This window comes from Candidatus Berkiella cookevillensis, assembly GCF_001431315.2.
In the GTDB taxonomy this organism is placed as follows: domain Bacteria; phylum Pseudomonadota; class Gammaproteobacteria; order Berkiellales; family Berkiellaceae; genus Berkiella_A; species Berkiella_A cookevillensis.
Window position 1 is genome coordinate 528,791 of sequence record NZ_LKHV02000001.1, and the last position, 17,694, is coordinate 546,484.

The window sequence follows — 17,694 nt, forward strand, 5'->3', positions numbered from 1 at the left end:
GATATTAATTGCTACAATGCAGAAAAATAACGGATAAATTTTCAGCACATGAAGGCTAACATGGTCATAATACATAAGCAACATTTATACTCTGCCCTTTTTGTTTTGTTATATTGTTAGGTTTCAAAATAAAATATATTTGGTTAGTTTTCATATTAATATGAAAATTTTTCTGAGAAGAGAGAAGAGAGAAGAGAGAAGAGAGAAGAGAGAAGAGAGAAGAGAGAAGAGAGAAGAGAGAAGAGAGAAATACTAAAGAAAGTTTTGGATGGGCGAAGTAATTCACTTTGCCTATCCGTCATTCTATAGTCTTCGCACATGAGTTTTCGAGGGTGTTGTCTTCGCTCTCTCGCAATCCTCATGTACTTTTATGTACACTCCGGTTGCTCGAGGCTTGACGCCTACTCGAAAAATCATGTGCTGTGACTATATTAACTTCTTATTTTTTGAGAGGAAGGATTCAAAACGGATACTTTGAGCCTTGGGGTTTCTTCATATTCTGCTCTGTTAAATCCGAAGCCTCGTAATTCTTCCGCTGAAAAATCGTCAACAGCAATAGCTTTTTGCACCAGCTCATTTAATTCTCTTAGTTGAAAAGCTTCTTCTTCAGAAAGAATTTTTGCGCTGAAAGCATATTCAATACAAAACTCAAAAGTACTTTGCACCACATTTTGATTTTTGATGGAATCATACACTTTCTTAATTAAGTGTTGGTGTGTATGAACTGCTTTAAAAGCATCTTCAACAATTCTGACACTGTCTTCAGGATTGCTTGATATAAATACTTTGCCAATCAGTCGACTTCTGCTTTCACCTAAAGTAGTCATTAATTTGACGACTTTTCTATTAAGATCATCACTGGGGGGGCGACATGCATGTCCAAATGGCATGATGAGCAGCTTTAACAAAATGGCTACGCGTTTATTGGGGAAGTTTCTTAAGATGTCATCCATCGTATCCCAATATCTGGAGAGGCAATAATCTAAAGACCATTGTACAAAAGCAAAATCGTCTTTTGGATATTGTTGGTCTTTATATCGTTTTAAGGTTGCAGACATCATATACATCATAGAAAGTAAATCGCCTAAACGACCAGAGAGACTTTCTTTGAATTTTAATTTACCACCAATAAGCGCCATAGAGAGATCTGCGATCAATGCAAAAGCGCTACTGGCTCTGGCAAGGCGTTGATAATAGCGTTTTATTTTAGGCCTTGTGTCAGGGCTAGAGGCAAAGCGGGCAAAAGTGATGCCATGGAAAAAGGCTCTCGACATATTGGAAAGTGTGTAGCCAATATGTTTGTTCAAGAGAGATTCAAATTCTTCAATATTTTCCTGTTGTAGCGCCTCTACTTGTCGAATGATGTAGGGATGGCAGCGAATAGCGCCTTGCCCAAAAATAATCATGCTACGTGTTAAGATATTTGCACCTTCAACCGTAATACCAACGGGTACACTACTATAAGGGTTTCCTAAGTAGTTATTAGGACCCATCATAATACCCTTACCACCATGTATATCCATTGTGTCATTGGCAATTTTTCTGCCCAATTCAGTCACGTGATATTTAGTGATAGCACCAGGTACAGAAGGTTTTTCGCCTTGATCAATCATTGCAACGGTTAAATAACGTACTGAATCCATCAGATAGGTGAATCCACCAATTCTGGCCAATGCTTCTTGCACACCTTCAAAATTGGCAATGGGTGTTTTGAATTGACGACGGATCATGCTGTAGGCACTGGTTACCATTGAGCCTGTTTTTGCGCCACCGGCACTGGAAGCAGGTAGGGAAATAGCGCGTCCAACAGAGAGGCATTCCACGAGCATACGCCAGCCCTGGCCTGCCATATCGATACCACCAATAATATAATCGAGTGGGATGAATACATCTTGACCTTGGGTGGGACCATTTTGAAAGGGCACATTAATCGGAAAATGTCTGCGACCAATTTTTATGCCGGGTAAATGTGTTGGTATTAAGCAGCAAGTAATACCAAGTTCTTCTTTTTCGCTTAATAAATGGTTGGGATCATATAATTTAAAAGCAAGCCCTAATAAAGTGGCAATAGGTGCAAGCGTAATATAACGTTTATTCCAATTCAGCTTTATACCAATCATTTCTTTGCCATCGAAATGCCCTTGGCAAATCATGCCGGTATCTGGTATTGCCGTTGCATCACTACCGGCATCAGGCCCTGTGAGTGCAAAACAAGGGATTTCTTGTCCTTTGGCAAGACGTGGCAAATAGTAATTTTTTTGTTCGTCTGTACCGTAGAGATGTATGAGTTCCGCAGGTCCCAAAGAATTAGGCACAGAGACAGTTGAGGCAAGTACAATGCTACGCCCAGCTAAAATGGTGAGAATTTCAGAGTGAGCAAGCGCAGAAAAGGCTTTACCGCCATATTTTTTTGGGATCATTAAACCAAAGAAACCTTCGTTCTTTAAGTAGTTCCACACTTCAGGTGCCAAATCATGGTTGACATGTGTTGTTTCCCAATCATTGACCATTTCGCATACGGTGTGAACGGGACCATTAATAAAGGCTTGTTCCTCTTCAGACAGGCAGGGCTTGGGAATTTTAAATAGATTTTCCCATTTAGGATTGCCTCTGAATAATTCTCCTTCAAATCCGACTGTACCGGCATCTAAAGCGGCTTTTTCTGTTTCAGAGAGATTGGGGAGTGAGCGGCTTAATGTTTTATAAATGGGTAAAGTAATGAAGCGTCGTTTTAAATCAGGATGATGGAGAAATATTGCCACACCTAAGAATGCGCCCCATAATACGATTAAAGGTAGCCACGATAAACCACTAAAAGCGCTGGTTAAAATGAGTCCTGCTGCAATCGCAACCGTGCTGGTTAATAAGGAAAGTCGATGATAGGGAAGTGCAATTAATACACCAACCCACGCTATTAGCCATAAAATTGTACTCATATCTGCTGCCTCCATGAATAATAGTTTTTTAACTACCTTTTTTGTAGTTAAAAACCTCAAATACTCGAACTTTTATCAAAAAAAAGATTATATACTCATAACAGTCGATTTTTAGGTGAGGCGGCAAAGGAGCGAATCCCCGGGAGTGCACAAATAGTGCAGACTTAAGGTGAGAGAGTGCAGCCAACAAAACCTAAAATTCGAATGTGAAGAGTATATACCCGTTATTATGTTTAGGGACACAAAAGTTGATAGCCTTAGCTGTTTGATTCAGATAAAAAATACTACTTAGGTGTAAAATTTCTTATAATTTGTATAACCGCTGACTCCGTCCATAAGGTTTACGGAGGCGTAGTTACTAATTTGATTTTCTTACTTTGATCTAATTTTAGCACCTGGATTCAAAGCTTAGAGCCACATAAAAATTAGCTATTAAGTGAACACACAATGAAACGAAAGTTATTTCTCTATGGCTTACTTGTTGCTGTATTAGTTGTTGGAATACCTTACTTCACTGGCCAAATGGTAAAATACCGCTTCCACACTTTTGCGCAAGCACTCTCTCATCCTGAGCATGGAGTGGTTACTGTACTGGATTATAAAAGTGGATGGCGTAAATCATATGCCAAAACACGTATTACTTTAACGAATGGTATGCTTAAAGCTTTTCTCGATGAATTGGGAGAAGAATCGTCAAAAGCACCAGAAAATTTTGCGATGAATAGACCACTTAAGATAGTACTTGAGCATGAGATTGAGCATGGTCCTTTTGTGCAAAAGGCAAAAGGGAATTGGAAGGATTGGTTATTTGTTCAAGCGCTCATTCAGTCAAAATTGCATCTTTCTGAGGAAGCAAAAGCATTGTTAGAACAAGAAATTGGGGAAAAAGATTTTATATCTGTAACCACAGAAATTTCAATGGATAACGATATTCATCTGAGCTTACAATCCAAGCCGATCAGTGTAACTGAGAATAATGCAGAGCATACGATTTGGCAAGGTGTAGAGGGCATATGGCATTTCACTGATGACTTGAAGACAATGACTGGCAAAATGACAATACCTGGATTTTATCTTGAGACAGCAGGAAAAGAGTATTGGGTTGAAGATTTACTGTTGACTTATGACAGTAAACATCTATCAGAGGTGAATGCCACAGGGAATCCTATTATCAAAGAAGATAATAAACTCTTTATCAATAAGATAACAGCACGTTCAAAGAATCAGCACATGCTTATTTTACATTCTGTCGCTGCTGAGAATAAGTCAGATCAAAAGACATATAATCAATTCTCCTTGAAAGTGGCTTTGCTTGAATTAGATGCGCATGAGTATGGTGCTTTACAATTGAATGCATCACTCCAAAATTCACATATCCAACATTTTACGGCTAAAGGTGCATTTCAAGGTTCTTCTGTATTATTAGCTCAACTAGCGCAATATTATTCCAGTGCAGTCAGTGCAGACTCTACCCTTGAATCAGTTGCAAACACGGAGAATCATGACCATAAACTCAATCATTCAATTGCTGCTTTGATTGAGGAGGCCTTTAGAAATAAAATTATTGTTGATCAAGATAACAATGCAACGCTGCCCTTTGAGTTTGTGGATGGTCAATCAGTTTTGAAATAGTTATCATTTCATTGATGAGCAAGGCGGATCAAAGGTTGACTTTTTGAAGCTGAGATATTCCCACAAATTTCTACTAGATTGTCATCCCAGAGTTTTACGAAGCAAAATATCTGGGATCCACAGGCGCTTTGCGCCTGGTAGGCCAAAAGGCTACTGGGTGCCATCCTTTGCTGTCATGACATATTGTATGATTTTTTCAGTATAAAAAATTTTGGCGATGTCTCAGTTTTTTGAATGGAGGTCAAGCATAGTAAGGGAGGGTGATGCTGGAGATTTTAAGTTTACTTCTTTCATATTTAACCCTCACCTTGCTTCGCCATCCTCTCCCAAAATTGGTAGAGGCGTTATGATTCGCTTTCGCGAATCGAGGATTCTATTAAAAAATAATTTTAGAGTGTGAGCAAAAATGTAGCTAATACGAAGTCATGTCTTTCTTCGTTCGCAATGCGAACATTTTCCCCTCTACCAATTTTGGGAGAGGGCGCTTCGAAGAAGCAGGTGAGGGTCAAATATGCTCAGAAAGAGATTAATTGCGATCGTTTACCATCGCTACTTTCAATATTTTAGCCACCTTTTAGACGTGTGTCTTTTCTCGGGTCTTCTGCCGCTTTATCGACGACTTTGGGTATTGTTTCTGTTGTGAATTTTGTATCTGGTTTTTCTAAAGCTTCTTGAATGGCTCTTTCGAAGCAGGCTTTAACCATTTCTCTTTTTTCAGGAGGAGACATCTTTTCAGGGATTGTAAATACGGCATTAGGCTCTGCTGCATTCACAGCTAAGCGACACATTTTCCATATGGCTTCTTGTGCCGCATCTTGATCATGCGTAAATAAGCTTTTAGAAACAGAAAACTTAACATTTTGATTTTCCCCTGTCGTTGCATAAGCAGAGACAGGTTTACTGTCTGATTTATCTCTTTGAAATACAAATTCTAAACCTTTTAATCCTTCATTTTGTTGCTCAGGAAATTTTTTGATTTCTTTAATATCAAATGCTTTTTGGTGTGCCTGTGCAAAATCATGTAATTTTTGAAGAGAGAGATTTTGGCTTTGGCCAAATTCATCACTGACCATTGGCGGGAAACCGATTTTTTGCTGTAAGAGCGGTGTTTCTCGCCTAGAAGGAGGGCTCTTTGGTTCGCCCTTGGGTTCCACTGAAACTGTTGTATCAGATTGTGAGATAACAGTAGGTGAATCTGTTCTATCATCAGAGCGTGGTTCTACCACTTGTGAGATAACAGTAGGTGGATCTGCTTTAGCATCAGAGCGTGGTTCTACCACTTGTGAGGTAACAGTAGATGGATCTACTTTAGCATCGGAATGTGGGTCTATCACTTGTGAGGCAATAGTATCAGTTTGTGCGTGAGTCTGAGCTTTGATTCTTTGCTCACCGATAGTAACATTTCCGAGCGGTCTCTTTGTCTTAGCTTTAGTTGAGTCATTCGTAAAAGTACTCGGATTTTGCGGTACGATTGGCGTATCTGATTTTTTATCAGAGGGTTTGTCTGACATACTGGAAGGTGGTTTTTTCCAAATAGGTGTTGTATCGCCAGAAAACGATGCAGCTCTTTTTCTCTCTATGGATGGTTCAGAAGTAGTGCTTGAAGGCATTGAGTGTGCTCGTGGTCGACTTATTATGGGGGGTGTTTCATCCACTCTATGCGTAGCTTTCTCTGATGAGAGCGCTGCAGCTTTTTCTTTTTGAATCTCAAGGATTTTTGATAAGAGTTGGATATGACCCTTTAGGATAGGGCTATCATTTTCTTTTTGTTTAGCTTCAAGTGCATCCAAATATAATTTGCCTATTTCTGCAGTTGACTTTGAAGTATCGTGAGCAGGCATCGGCATTTTTTGATTAGTGAAAATAGCATTCATATTTGCTAGATGTTTAGTGATGGCTGCATCTAAAGCTTCTCCTTCTAATGATTGAAGTTCTTTTACAACTGCTCCAATAGGGAGCGGAGGAGGCAAAATGCTGGGGGCTTTGCTGGTAGATGGCATATCAAAGGTTGTTTCTGCATCTACCACCTCTTCTTCTGCCTCTTCATTATTTACGAGCAAGCTTTCGTCTATTGGTATTACAGAAGGATCTGTTTCCAAGGGTATGGGATCTGCTGTCATTTTAGATACACTTGTTAGCACATGAGAGGTTGGTTGATCTTCTAATGAAACCGTAAGTGGTGGTTCTTCATCCATTAGACTAGAAAGTGGGGTAGTACGTAGCGATGATTTGCTCTCTGGATTGAGTATAGCAACATGAGGTGAGGTGGACTTTTTAGATTTATCTTTGGGTTCTGTGTATTGAACCGTTAAAACGTCTGCTAGTTTTTGCATTTCTTCCTTTTCATCGGGGTCAAGGGGATCATTTGCTGCAATAGAAGAATCTTGTGTAGCAGGAGAAGCTAGCTCCACCGTATGTGCTTTAGAGTCATTTAATAATGTATAAAGTTTTACAAGCTCTGGGTCTTTGCTTGTGAAAGTAGGGGATTTTTTAAATTCATCTTCTAAATAATTCGCTATACCGTTTATGACTTCTAAGGCATCATAACTAAGATTATTTTTTTTAGTTTCAATGATTATCTTGGGATTGGACGCAGCAGTTTCTTTCAGAATTGAGATGGTAGCTATGGCTTCTTTGTGAGGATCTAAATAAATTCGAATTGAATTTTTTGCAATATCTTTATTTTCTTGTAATTCAAAATGAATTGGGTGTTCACCTGAGTTTTGAATATCTTTGAGTTGTTCAAAAAGAGTGGTAGATGATGTGGCTATAGGTAAATCTACAAATTCAATTTTGAGCGTCTTTTTGGAATCTAATTTTGGATTATCTGCTTTTATAGCTAAGAATTGACCGATATTGTTGACCCTCTCTCTGGCTTTAACAAAGGTGTTTATCTTGTCTGCTGATTTTAGTACAGCATCTAATAATTCTGATGTTGCTGTATATGCTGGGTGTGCCTCAGAGGTATTTTTTAAGAGATCTTGAGTAAGCAGGCAATATCTTGGGTATCTTTGTATGGGTGTGATTCCAATATCAAAACAATTTAGAGAGCTTCCAGCTATAGTAAGTACTTTATTAATATTCTTGGCAGTTGAATCTTGTTGTTCTGGAACAGCTTTGGGATTTGTAACTTGCTTAAAAGCGTCTAGAAATTCTGGTGTATTTACTTTGCTAAAGAGTTCAGCATGTCTACCATAAAACGGGACAATGATGGTCATATTTTTTTGAATTCGCTCAATCGTTTCTTGTATTTCTTTTGCATTGATTGGTTTTGCATCATAGAGATCTTTGAGGGATTCCAGATCAATTAAGATATTTTGATTGGCGGTATGTATGCTTGTTAAAATGCTTATGAATTCTTTATAAGTTTTCTTTTGCTCTTCAGACATGTATGGGCTTTTTTCAATTATATTATGAATAGCTTTTTCATTGTCTGCTATGTAAGATAAATTTTTTAAATAGCTTTCTTCAGTTGCTGCGAATTCCTTTAATATATGGGTTCTTTTTGTTATGGCAGGGTCAACAAACACAGGGGGAGATTCAGGATTCATAGCTCTTGGGCGTACCTCTGTTTCCTCAGCTTCACTTTGTTCCTCTTCTGAAAGAGATTCTTTGATTGTGTGGGTTGTATCTATTACCGAAAATAGTTCGTCAGCATCGTTATCCATACCTTGCTCTAATTCCTCTGCTTTAGGTTGTGGTAGGATGTCTGTATTTGGACGCGGAGGTTGTCTTGAAACATCATCACCTCTGCGTGGGCGACCTTCAATTTTTGTTTCAGCTTTTGCCTCTTCTTCTTCAGTTGGTGCTTCTTCTTCCTCTGAGGGAAAAATTGTTTCTATTGATGGAACATCAATAGTTACTCCTAAATCAGATTTTTTTACTGAAAATAGTTCGTCAGCATCGTTGTCTATCTCTTGCTCTAATTCCTCTTGTGCGATAGATTCAAGCGCAGCAGTTGATGCGCCTGTAGAGTGTGTCATTGGTGGTTTGCTTAAGATACTAGGATCGAAACCTTTACCCTCATAAGCAAGTGTAATATCTGCCGCAGTAACACCTGCTGCATTTAAGAATTTTACAACATCAGTACCTTTGAGAATTACTTTTCCGGCTTGTAAGTCAGCATCTGATATTGAATATCCTTCATCCTTAAGTTCTTTGGCAAACAATTTTGAAAAATGACCACCTTGAATGGTTTTTAAATGTGAGAGTGTTAATGCTTCAAAGCTAAGCTCAATTTCACCTTGTGAATTTATTTTGTGGCTAAATTTAAGATGCTTTCCCTTGGATTTTGCTTCTATAAATTCAGGAGCTTGATTTATATTTTCACATTCTTGGATTCTTTTACTAATATGATCTGTCAAAGCCTTTTTTACAGTCGCCATGCTAGGGATGGAGCTTTGTAATAAATCGATTCTTTCCTGAGAAAAAGTAGGTTGTGCGCCTTCGCCTCTGGGCTTTACAGCAAGGGATTGTTTTTCTGCTTCTTCTGCATCTAAATAGGGATTTGTTATACGTGTAGAAACATCGGTTGTTAGTATTGGTTTATTGGCTGGTAATGTTGCCAGGTAAGCTTGGGCTGCTGCTTGTTGTTTTTGGAAGTTATTAATTTCTCGGCCATCCATACTGATTTTGATTAGGTTGGTATACTCTGAATCGCCTATTTTTAGGTTATCTGGATTGCCATCATCAATAAATGTGAAGGTTTGTAATAAAAACGATATATTGGGTACATATGCTGTATTTCCCAAAGACATGAGTTCAGTGTTATAAGCTTTTTTATTTTCAGTAGGATTGGAGAGTATTCTAAACTTCTCCAGTACTTCGGTAGATCGTTTATCATTGCCAAGATAAGTCAATCTGCTAATGCTAGTATGTTGTAAGCTTGCACCAATAGCATAGGCAGATAAATAATCATGATTTGCAAGGGCTTGATCTAAAACTTCGATATAGAATCGAAAAATTCTGTCTTGATGCTTTTCGGAGCGAGCAAATAGAATATCTTGTCGCACCATGGCTTCTAAACCATTAAAACAATCAGCCATTGCTGAAATATTAGGGCTTTTTCCGCGAGTCCAATTTTGGTTGATCCATTCTTGTGGTTGTATTTGAGTCATTAACTTTAAGTTACTTCTGAATAAATCTTGAGCCATGGCGCGGGCAGTTTCTGGTTTATCTATAACTTTGGTACTTAAATAGTCATCAATGGTTAAAGGATTTGGGATAACAGTCATTTCAATCGGTTGTATTTTATGAGTTGAGGCTTTAATAACAGCGTGTATGGCATGTTCTGACAGGTTGCTATTACGAGTGAGAGCATCAAACTTACACTCAGTGAAGGCATCTGGATAAATTTTTGCAATACTACCTATCAGCATCATGGTTTGTGAGATAAAATTAAGTTGATCATCAGCGGTTGTTAACTGAAGATGACCATCTTCAGCTTGCGCTCTTGTTCTGATGGCGGCAAGACGATCTATAATTTCTTGTGCTGGCATTTTGAAAATCAATGCTGTGGCAATATCATCAAATTCTTTTGTTGTATAAGGTTGTTGCTCTGCAGCGGTGCTCTGTTTCCATCCAGACATGAGTTGTTCAATTGGATCTGAATAAATTGCAAAATTACCGATAGGCTTTACTAAGAGAGAGATTTCTGAAATTGGAGTAGCGGAATTTTTTTCTATGCGGGTAGTTTTTTTAGAGCTTTGATCTGATGAGTTTTGTATCTGCGTTTTTTTCAGTTTTTGAATTTGAAATAAACTATTCATTTGAGAAACCATTTCTGGTTGTTTTGCAGTTTTATGAAAGGGGCGTGTTTCCTTAAAAACTAGAGGAGCATCTTGACCTCTAGGCAAAATATCTGAACTTCTTTTATCTGAAAAGCTATCAAATTTGTCAATTACCTGAAAATCATTAAGAATAGTAATGAGCGCTGTATCTTGTTTTGCCTCAGCAATTTGCTTGCGAGCACTTTCTTTATCACGAGAAAGATCGCTATCAATGTCGGCCTCTTTATAAGTTTTACTGCCACCGAGTGCTTGGGCATAAACTTGTTGAATAGTACTGGTCATCGGTACAAAAGGTTTATCTTGTGCTCGTAGTTCGTTTAATTTTTTTCTATAATTTTCGAATATATTACTACCACTAAATAGTAGTTCTGCGTCACATAAAAGCTCTATTTGTTCATTATTTAATTTAATACATTTATTATCTCCTGCATCAATGACCTTGGGTGGTTCTCCAACTTTTGCCAAGATAATTTCTTCTTTTCTGAGTCTCAGAATAGAAGGGCTTTTCAATGCGCCCAACAATGTGGCTGCAGATTGAAAATCGTTATTTTTTATACTTTCTTCTAATACTTTCAGGTAAAAATCAAAGGTTTTCTGCATATTTTTAGGATTTTCCTGTCTTAGAAGATCTAAAACAACAAATTGCTTTAATTTTTCTTGTGCATCAATATGACTGTCTAATGCGCCTCGTTGGCCCTTTTTTCTTTGGTCCATTTGTAATTGTTCAGGTGTCATCTCTGGCAGGTATTGTAAGCTAAATTGTCTAAGCGAAGCAGCGAATTCTTCTGGCGTAACTACTTCTCCTGTTGTTATTTGACCGATTTTTTTAAGTTTTTTCTTGCTCAAACTTTGCTGTATGTCTTTAGATTGCACCTTAGCTTTCTTTGAATCTTGCGTCATAACATTAACCCCTGGTTATTTGAACATCGCATTGTGCAATATAGTTTGTTTCCAATTAAGACCATATAGAAAGGGGATAGTTCATTGAATATAGGATAAAGGTGTATATGCTTGTTTTAAGAAAATATGAAATGCGCCAATCCCATAATATTGAGTGCTTGCTATATTAGATTAATTGCACCTATTCTTTGAAGAAATATGAGTGTTTGGAATCATTCATGCGAATTATCTTTAAGATATAAAACAATAAGTTCTTAATCATTTGTTTCTAACCTTTCGTCATATATCTCTAAATGAAGTGGTTTTTGTGTGGAAAATTTTTGATAAATCGGCATAATACAGGGCAATAAATAATCTATCTGGTATCTCTGATTTTTAAACATGCATGAAAACACAAAATAATATATATGAAATAAGTGATTTACTTTGCCTAACAGAAACATTAGATCGCTGTTATGCTGCAGTGTCAGCAACCTTCAGTCAGCCGCAAGTGCCGTATAGTCACAGATTATTGCTGCCCTTACTGACACGGGAGTTTACAATAGAACGTGCTTGGTTTAATGAAGAGATTGTGAACGATTTCTTTAAAACATTGATCAAATTTAGTCCTAAAATAGCGGTAATCTCAAGCCAAACAACACGGCGCGTTAATTTTGATCTTGCAAAAACGCAGCTAATATTTTGGCCTCTTCTTGTGAATAGCCATTGGCATTTAATTATCATTGATCAATCGTATGCTGCTAAGCAGGATATTAGTATTTATATGCTAGATAGTTATAATTTATTCCAAAATGATGATAGCTTTGATATCTATCGGCAATATGCCTACCCTTTAGTGAAGCAATTGTTGCCAGGTGTGCTTGATGAACAGCTAATTGCAGAACACATCCAAATCCCAAGCCAATTAAATGATTATGACTGTGGGCCGGCGATTTGCTATTGGGCTAAGATATTTGCACAGCACTATTGTTCGCACGGACAAACGCCGACTACGGAAGAATTAAAGCATTATATGATGGACTATACAAAATTCAGAAAAGAAATTGCTAAGACCATTATTGCACAAAAGGCTTTAAATTAGTCGTGATGATCCAACGACTAGTCTTTATGTTGAGAGTGTCAGATTATTAATCTTTTCTATGTGTTGTGTTTTTTCATGTTCTGGTAAAAAGCTTGCTTTAAAACTATTTTTTGCCAAGGTAATTAATTCTGCTTTAGTTAAATGCAAATTTTCTGCTGCTGTCTGAAAATTTTGATTAATATATCCTCCAAAATAAGCGGGGTCGTCTGAATTAATTGTGATGCATAAGCCTTTGTCTAAGAGTTTTTTGAGCGTATGCTCTTGCATTGAATGGAAAACTTTTAATTTGATATTGGAAAGAGGACATACCGTGAGTGGGATCTGCTTATCTTTTAAATAATCTATTAATTTATCATCATTGATACATTGTACACCATGATCAATACGTTGAACTTTGAGTAATTCCAATGCTTGCCAGATATAATCAGCGGGTGCTTCTTCACCTGCATGTGCAACGCTTAAAAATCCTTCTTGCATGGCTTGCTTGAAAACACGCTCAAACTTTTGGGGTGGATGTCCTATTTCACTGGAATCTAATCCTACTGCTTTAATCCAATGCTTAAAGGGGAGCGCTTGATTAAGTGTCGCAAAGGCCTCTTCTTCAGAGAGGTGTCTTAAAAAGCATAAAATAAGATAAGAACTCATTTTATATTCTCTTTGCGCCTTGTCTAAGGCTTGCTTTATGCCCGTTATGACAGTTTCAAAGGGAATGCCACGCGCTGTATGGGTTTGTGGGTCAAAAAATATTTCTACATGCTTTACATTATCTTGATGTACGCGCCTTAGATATTCCCAGGTTAAATCAAAAAAATCCTCACTGTTTTGCAATACATTTGCGCCTTGATAATAGATATCTAAAAAAGACTGTAAGTTATGAAAATCATATGCTTTTTTAATTTCTTCTGGTGAAGCAAAAGGTATTTTAATCTTATTTCTCTGCGCTAATTTAAACATTAATTCAGGTTCTAAGGTACCTTCAATGTGCAAATGTAGTTCTGCTTTGGGAAGGGCATAAATGAGTTGTTGAGTCATAGGTGCTCCTTTATACAACAGGTTCATTTTCAGCAATTGCTTTTAAATTTTCCAATACTTGCAATGCATCAATAGGCCGTAGTTGATTAATATCTATTTTGCCTAGTGTTTCTATTATTTTACGATGGTTTGGATTCTGTTTTTTAGCTTTGCTGGGTGTGCTGGACATGGGCGTAGGTGTTTGGGCACCACTCATTGTTTGTTGCTCTAATTTTTGCAAAACAGCCTCTGCAAAATGAATCACCTCATGAGGAATACCCGCAAGTTTTGCAACATGAATACCAAAGCTGCGATTTAAGGGACCTGGTGATACGGTATGCATGAAAATCAGGGTATTATCTTTCTCTTGGGCATCCAGATGGACATTTTTAATAGTTGGATAGCTCTGTGACCATTGTGTGAGTTCGAAATAGTGGGTGGAAAATAAAGTATAAGCTTTAATTTTTTGGCTTAAGGCGTAAGCACAAGCCCATGCTAAAGAAAGTCCATCAAAAGTACTGGTACCACGTCCTACTTCATCCATGAGTACTAAGCTTTTTTCAGTCGCATAATGTAAAATATTTGCAGCTTCTGTCATCTCAACCATAAAGGTTGAATGGCCTTGGGCAAGATTGTCTTGTGCACCAATGCGCGTAAAAATTCTGTCAATAGCGCCAATAGTAGCGCTTTGTGCGGGTACAAAGCTGCCAATATGTGCCAAAATAACAATGAGCGCAATTTGGCGCATATAAGTTGATTTACCACCCATATTGGGGCCAGTAATGAGTAGCATCTTGGTGTCTGCGTCAAAATGTAGATCGTTGGGAGTAAAGGCTACTTGTGAGACAGCCTCTTCAATGACGGGGTGCCTGCCGGCTTTGATTTGTATCCTTGCATCTGAACTGAGCATTGGTTTACTGTAATTTAAGGTTTGTGCTCTTTCGGCCAAGTTAACCAAAACATCGAGTTCCGCTAAGTGGCTTGCAGTTGTTTGCATGCTGGTTAGATCTTTCAATAACCCACGCAGTATTTCTTCGTAAAGGGCTTTTTCTCGTTGTAATGCTTTTTCTCGTGCGCTAAGTACTTTGTCTTCAAATGCCTTTAATTCTTCAGTAATAAAGCGCTCGGTATTTTTAAGGGTTTGTCGTCTTTGATAGTGTTTGGGCACTTTGTCTGATTCACGTCGACTGAGTTCAATGTAAAAACCATGTACGCGGTTGTAACCAACTTTTAAAGTGCTTAGTTTGGTTTCTTGTTGCTCTTTGATTTCCAGTTGGGTTAAAAAAGCTTCGCTGTGTTCACTGAGCGCTTGCAGCTCATCCAGTGTGGCATCGAAACCAGGCTTAATAACGCCACCATCTCGTATAATCATTGGAGGATTATCAATGATGGCGCATTCCAAAGTTTCTACCACGTTTTCATGCAGCATAAGAGGCATATTTTTCATAAAAGGCAGTGGGTGTTTAAGCCGTTTCTTTAAGTCCACCAGCGCCATCAAGCCATCTTTCAATTTCACGAGATCGCGTGGTCTGGCGCTTTGGAGACCAATGCGCGCCAGGATACGCTCCATGTCGCCTATTTTCTTGAGTATGGTTTGTAATTCATCAAGTGCATATTTTTGTTGTAGTACAGTGATAGAATCATAACGCTCATTTAAAAGGGTGGTATTTGTAATAGGGCGATTCAACCAGCGACTGAGTAATCGGCTGCCCATGGGGGTTTTGGTTTTATCTAATACAGAGATAAGCGTATATTCTCGATTCCCTTGTAAATTTTGGGTCAATTCTAAATTTCTGCGCGTATGATTATCAAGTTGTAAGAGCGCGTGTTCTGTTTCGACTTCAATGCGATGGATATGGGTTAATTGCTTGCCTTGTGTTTCATGAATGAATCTGAGTATCGCGCCAGCGGCTTGTATGCCGAGTGTGAGAGTATCACATTGAAAGGCTTTTAGGGATTTTACGCCGAATTGTTCGCATAATACATGGCAAGCGCCTTGGTAATCAAAATCCCATTCTGGACGAGTTCGGCATCGAACACGTGTTAATTGACTTGTGTGTTCGCTGTTGGCTCTGCTGGCAAAAGAGTCGGGTAATAGGACTTCTGCAGGTTGTAATCGAGCCAATTCATTATTTAAGTTCTGAACGGTTGTTTCAGAAAGTGCAAACCTTCCGCTGGCCAATTCGAGTGTGGCAATACCTACTTTATCTTTTGTGAGATAAAGTGCGCATAGCAAAGCTTCTTTGTGAGAATCCAATAAAGCTTCATCTGTCACTGTGCCAGGTGTGAGTACACGGACGACTTCTCGTTTCATGGGGCCTTTGCTCGTTGCATCGCCGATTTGTTCGCAGATAGCAATGGATTCCCCTTGCTGAATGAGTTTTGCAAGATAGCTTTCTGACGCATGATAGGGAAGGCCAGCCATCGGGATGGGTTCACCAGCAGATTGGCCACGTGCGGTTAAAGTTAGATCAAGTAACTCAGCTGCTTTCTTGGCATCATCGTAAAATAATTCATAAAAATCGCCCATACGATAGAACAAAAGTGTTTTAGGGTACTGTGCTTTAATGTTCAAATATTGTTGCATCATTGGGGTGTGAGCAGAGGTTACTTCTTTTTTATTATTTGTCATAAGAATATCTAACTTTTCTATTTATTTACGGACTATAATAGCAAAAATTTTTTCTGCTATGTTTCTGTGCAATAATAATTCTTTAATTATTTAGAATATATGTTAATTTCGTGACTTAAGGGGCCAAGTAATGGACGAAAATAGGAAGCAAGCACTAAGTGCAGCGTTGATGCAGATCGATCGGCAGTTTGGCAAGGGTTCGATTATGCGACTAGGCGATAAAAATGACATGCCTGATATTGAGATCATCTCAACTGGCTCATTAGGGTTGGACGTTGCGCTTGGGGTAGGTGGTTTGCCACGAGGCCGAATCGTTGAAATTTATGGCCCAGAATCTTCAGGAAAAACAACACTTACCTTGCAAGTGATTGCAGAATGTCAACGCAGAGGTGGGGTTGCTGCTTTTATTGATGCGGAACATGCCTTAGATCCCGTTTATGCTGAAAAATTAGGTGTTAACCTTGAAGATTTATTAATCTCTCAACCAGATACGGGTGAGCAAGCCTTAGAAATTGCAGATATGCTGGTACGTTCTGGCAGTATTGATGTCTTGGTTGTTGACTCAGTCGCTGCCTTAACCCCTAAAGCTGAAATTGAAGGGGAAATGGGCGATCATCATGTTGGCTTGCAAGCACGCTTGATGTCTCAAGCCTTGCGCAAACTAACCGGAAATCTCAAGCGTACCAATACATTGGCTATTTTCATTAACCAAATTCGTATGAAAATTGGTGTGATGTTTGGTAGTCCAGAAACCACAACAGGTGGTAATGCTTTGAAGTTTTATTCTTCTGTTCGTTTAGATATTCGTCGCACAGGTTCAATTAAGAAAGGCGATGAAGTAACAGGCAGTGAAACACGCGTTAAAGTAGTAAAAAATAAGGTAGCGCCTCCTTTCAAACAAGCAGAATTCGAGATTTTGTATGGCCAAGGTATTTCACGTTTAGGTGAAGTCATTGAATTTGGTGTAAAACTTGGATTAATCGAAAAATCAGGTGCATGGTACAGTTATAAAGGCAATCGTATTGGTCAAGGCAAGGAAAATGCGCAAGCCTATTTCGTTGAAAATCCACAATTAGCACAAGAAATAGAGCAGCAAATTCGTGCTCAATTGCTGCCTAATTCTCTTGCAGCAACGAAAGCAAAAACGGCAGATGAGAAAGCAGCTATTGCGCCTCTCAAAAAGGAAGCGCGTCGTGTCGTTGGCAAGAAAGCAGTGGGAGAAAAAGCGACCGAGGATGATGCGTCCTAAAAATCTTGTCAAAATAGCGGCAATTCGGCTATTGGCACGACGCGAGCATTCGCGTCGTGACTTGGCTCAAAAACTAGCTTTACGTGGTTTTGATCATATGGCCATTAACGCAGTGTTAGACGTACTCGAACAAGAAGATTTACTCAGTGAGTCTCGATTTATTGGTAGTATTGTCCGTACGAGAAGCCAACGAGGCGTTGGCCCTCTTAAAATTATTGCAGAATTACAACGGCATGGTATTGCTCAAAGAGAAATTGAGAAAGATGAAGATTGGCAGATAATCGATTGGGTTCAAGTTGCCCAACAAGCAAAAATAAAACGTTTTGGTGAAGATAAACCCCAAAACATGCAAGAGCAAAGCAAGCAATATCGATTTTTAATTCAACGTGGATTTTTACCGGAACATATTGTTTTCGCATAACAATAGTCACAATTAAACAAACAGTACTCGAAATTTTAGGTGA

Annotated in this window: 8 protein-coding genes; 4 read left to right on the top strand and 4 right to left on the bottom strand. The window is 38.5% G+C overall.

Annotated elements, in window-relative coordinates:
* Nucleotides 1-431 precede the first annotated feature (431 nt).
* Nucleotides 432-2,936: an acyl-CoA dehydrogenase gene (locus tag CC99x_RS02335; protein WP_057625524.1), complete on the bottom strand. Its 2,505-nt coding sequence runs from the start codon at nucleotides 2,934-2,936 to the stop codon at nucleotides 432-434.
* Nucleotides 2,937-3,383: 447 nt separating this feature from the next.
* Between CC99x_RS02335 and CC99x_RS02340 the strand changes: the two genes are divergently transcribed.
* Nucleotides 3,384-4,568 carry a DUF945 family protein gene (locus tag CC99x_RS02340; protein ID WP_057625494.1) on the top strand — a complete coding sequence of 395 codons (1,185 nt, stop codon included), beginning with the start codon at nucleotides 3,384-3,386 and terminating at the stop codon, nucleotides 4,566-4,568.
* Nucleotides 4,569-5,131: 563 nt separating this feature from the next.
* On the opposite strand, the gene CC99x_RS02345 is transcribed toward CC99x_RS02340, so the two are convergent.
* The gene (locus CC99x_RS02345; RefSeq protein WP_057625495.1) at nucleotides 5,132-11,257 is read right to left on the bottom strand and encodes a RasGEF domain-containing protein; all 6,126 of its coding nucleotides are present in this window, start codon (nucleotides 11,255-11,257) and stop codon (nucleotides 5,132-5,134) included.
* A gap of 385 nt (nucleotides 11,258-11,642) precedes the next feature.
* On the opposite strand from CC99x_RS02345, the gene CC99x_RS02350 reads away from it, so the two are divergent.
* Entirely contained in the window at nucleotides 11,643-12,338 is a 696-nt protein-coding gene (locus CC99x_RS02350) for a Ulp1 family isopeptidase (protein WP_057625496.1), read from the top strand.
* Between the two features lie 24 nt (nucleotides 12,339-12,362).
* On the opposite strand, the gene CC99x_RS02355 is transcribed toward CC99x_RS02350, so the two are convergent.
* Nucleotides 12,363-13,370: an adenosine deaminase gene (locus CC99x_RS02355; RefSeq protein WP_057625525.1), complete on the bottom strand. Its 1,008-nt coding sequence runs from the start codon at nucleotides 13,368-13,370 to the stop codon at nucleotides 12,363-12,365.
* A 10-nt stretch (nucleotides 13,371-13,380) separates the two neighbouring features.
* Nucleotides 13,381-15,981, bottom strand: a complete 2,601-nt coding sequence (mutS, locus tag CC99x_RS02360; protein ID WP_057625497.1) for a DNA mismatch repair protein MutS — start codon at nucleotides 15,979-15,981, stop codon at nucleotides 13,381-13,383.
* A 130-nt stretch (nucleotides 15,982-16,111) separates the two neighbouring features.
* On the opposite strand from mutS, the gene recA reads away from it, so the two are divergent.
* Both recA and CC99x_RS02370 read left to right on the top strand, forming a co-directional pair.
* Nucleotides 16,112-17,230: a recombinase RecA gene (recA, locus tag CC99x_RS02365; protein WP_259596555.1), complete on the top strand. Its 1,119-nt coding sequence runs from the start codon at nucleotides 16,112-16,114 to the stop codon at nucleotides 17,228-17,230.
* Entirely contained in the window at nucleotides 17,217-17,651 is a 435-nt protein-coding gene (locus CC99x_RS02370) for a regulatory protein RecX (protein WP_077065493.1), read from the top strand. The genes recA and CC99x_RS02370 overlap by 14 nt, the downstream gene beginning before the upstream one ends.
* Nucleotides 17,652-17,694 lie beyond the last annotated feature (43 nt).

What these genes read in the sequence shown, in the direction of transcription:
- CC99x_RS02335 (WP_057625524.1), bottom strand. Translation starts at nt 2,936, where the DNA reads ATGAGTACAATTTTATGGCTAATAGCGTGGGTTGGTGTATTAATTGCA.
- CC99x_RS02340 (WP_057625494.1), top strand. Translation starts at nt 3,384, where the DNA reads ATGAAACGAAAGTTATTTCTCTATGGCTTACTTGTTGCTGTATTAGTT.
- CC99x_RS02345 (WP_057625495.1), bottom strand. Translation starts at nt 11,257, where the DNA reads ATGACGCAAGATTCAAAGAAAGCTAAGGTGCAATCTAAAGACATACAG.
- CC99x_RS02350 (WP_057625496.1), top strand. Translation starts at nt 11,643, where the DNA reads ATGAAAACACAAAATAATATATATGAAATAAGTGATTTACTTTGCCTA.
- CC99x_RS02355 (WP_057625525.1), bottom strand. Translation starts at nt 13,370, where the DNA reads ATGACTCAACAACTCATTTATGCCCTTCCCAAAGCAGAACTACATTTG.
- mutS (WP_057625497.1), bottom strand. Translation starts at nt 15,981, where the DNA reads ATGACAAATAATAAAAAAGAAGTAACCTCTGCTCACACCCCAATGATG.
- recA (WP_259596555.1), top strand. Translation starts at nt 16,112, where the DNA reads ATGGACGAAAATAGGAAGCAAGCACTAAGTGCAGCGTTGATGCAGATC.
- CC99x_RS02370 (WP_077065493.1), top strand. Translation starts at nt 17,217, where the DNA reads ATGATGCGTCCTAAAAATCTTGTCAAAATAGCGGCAATTCGGCTATTG.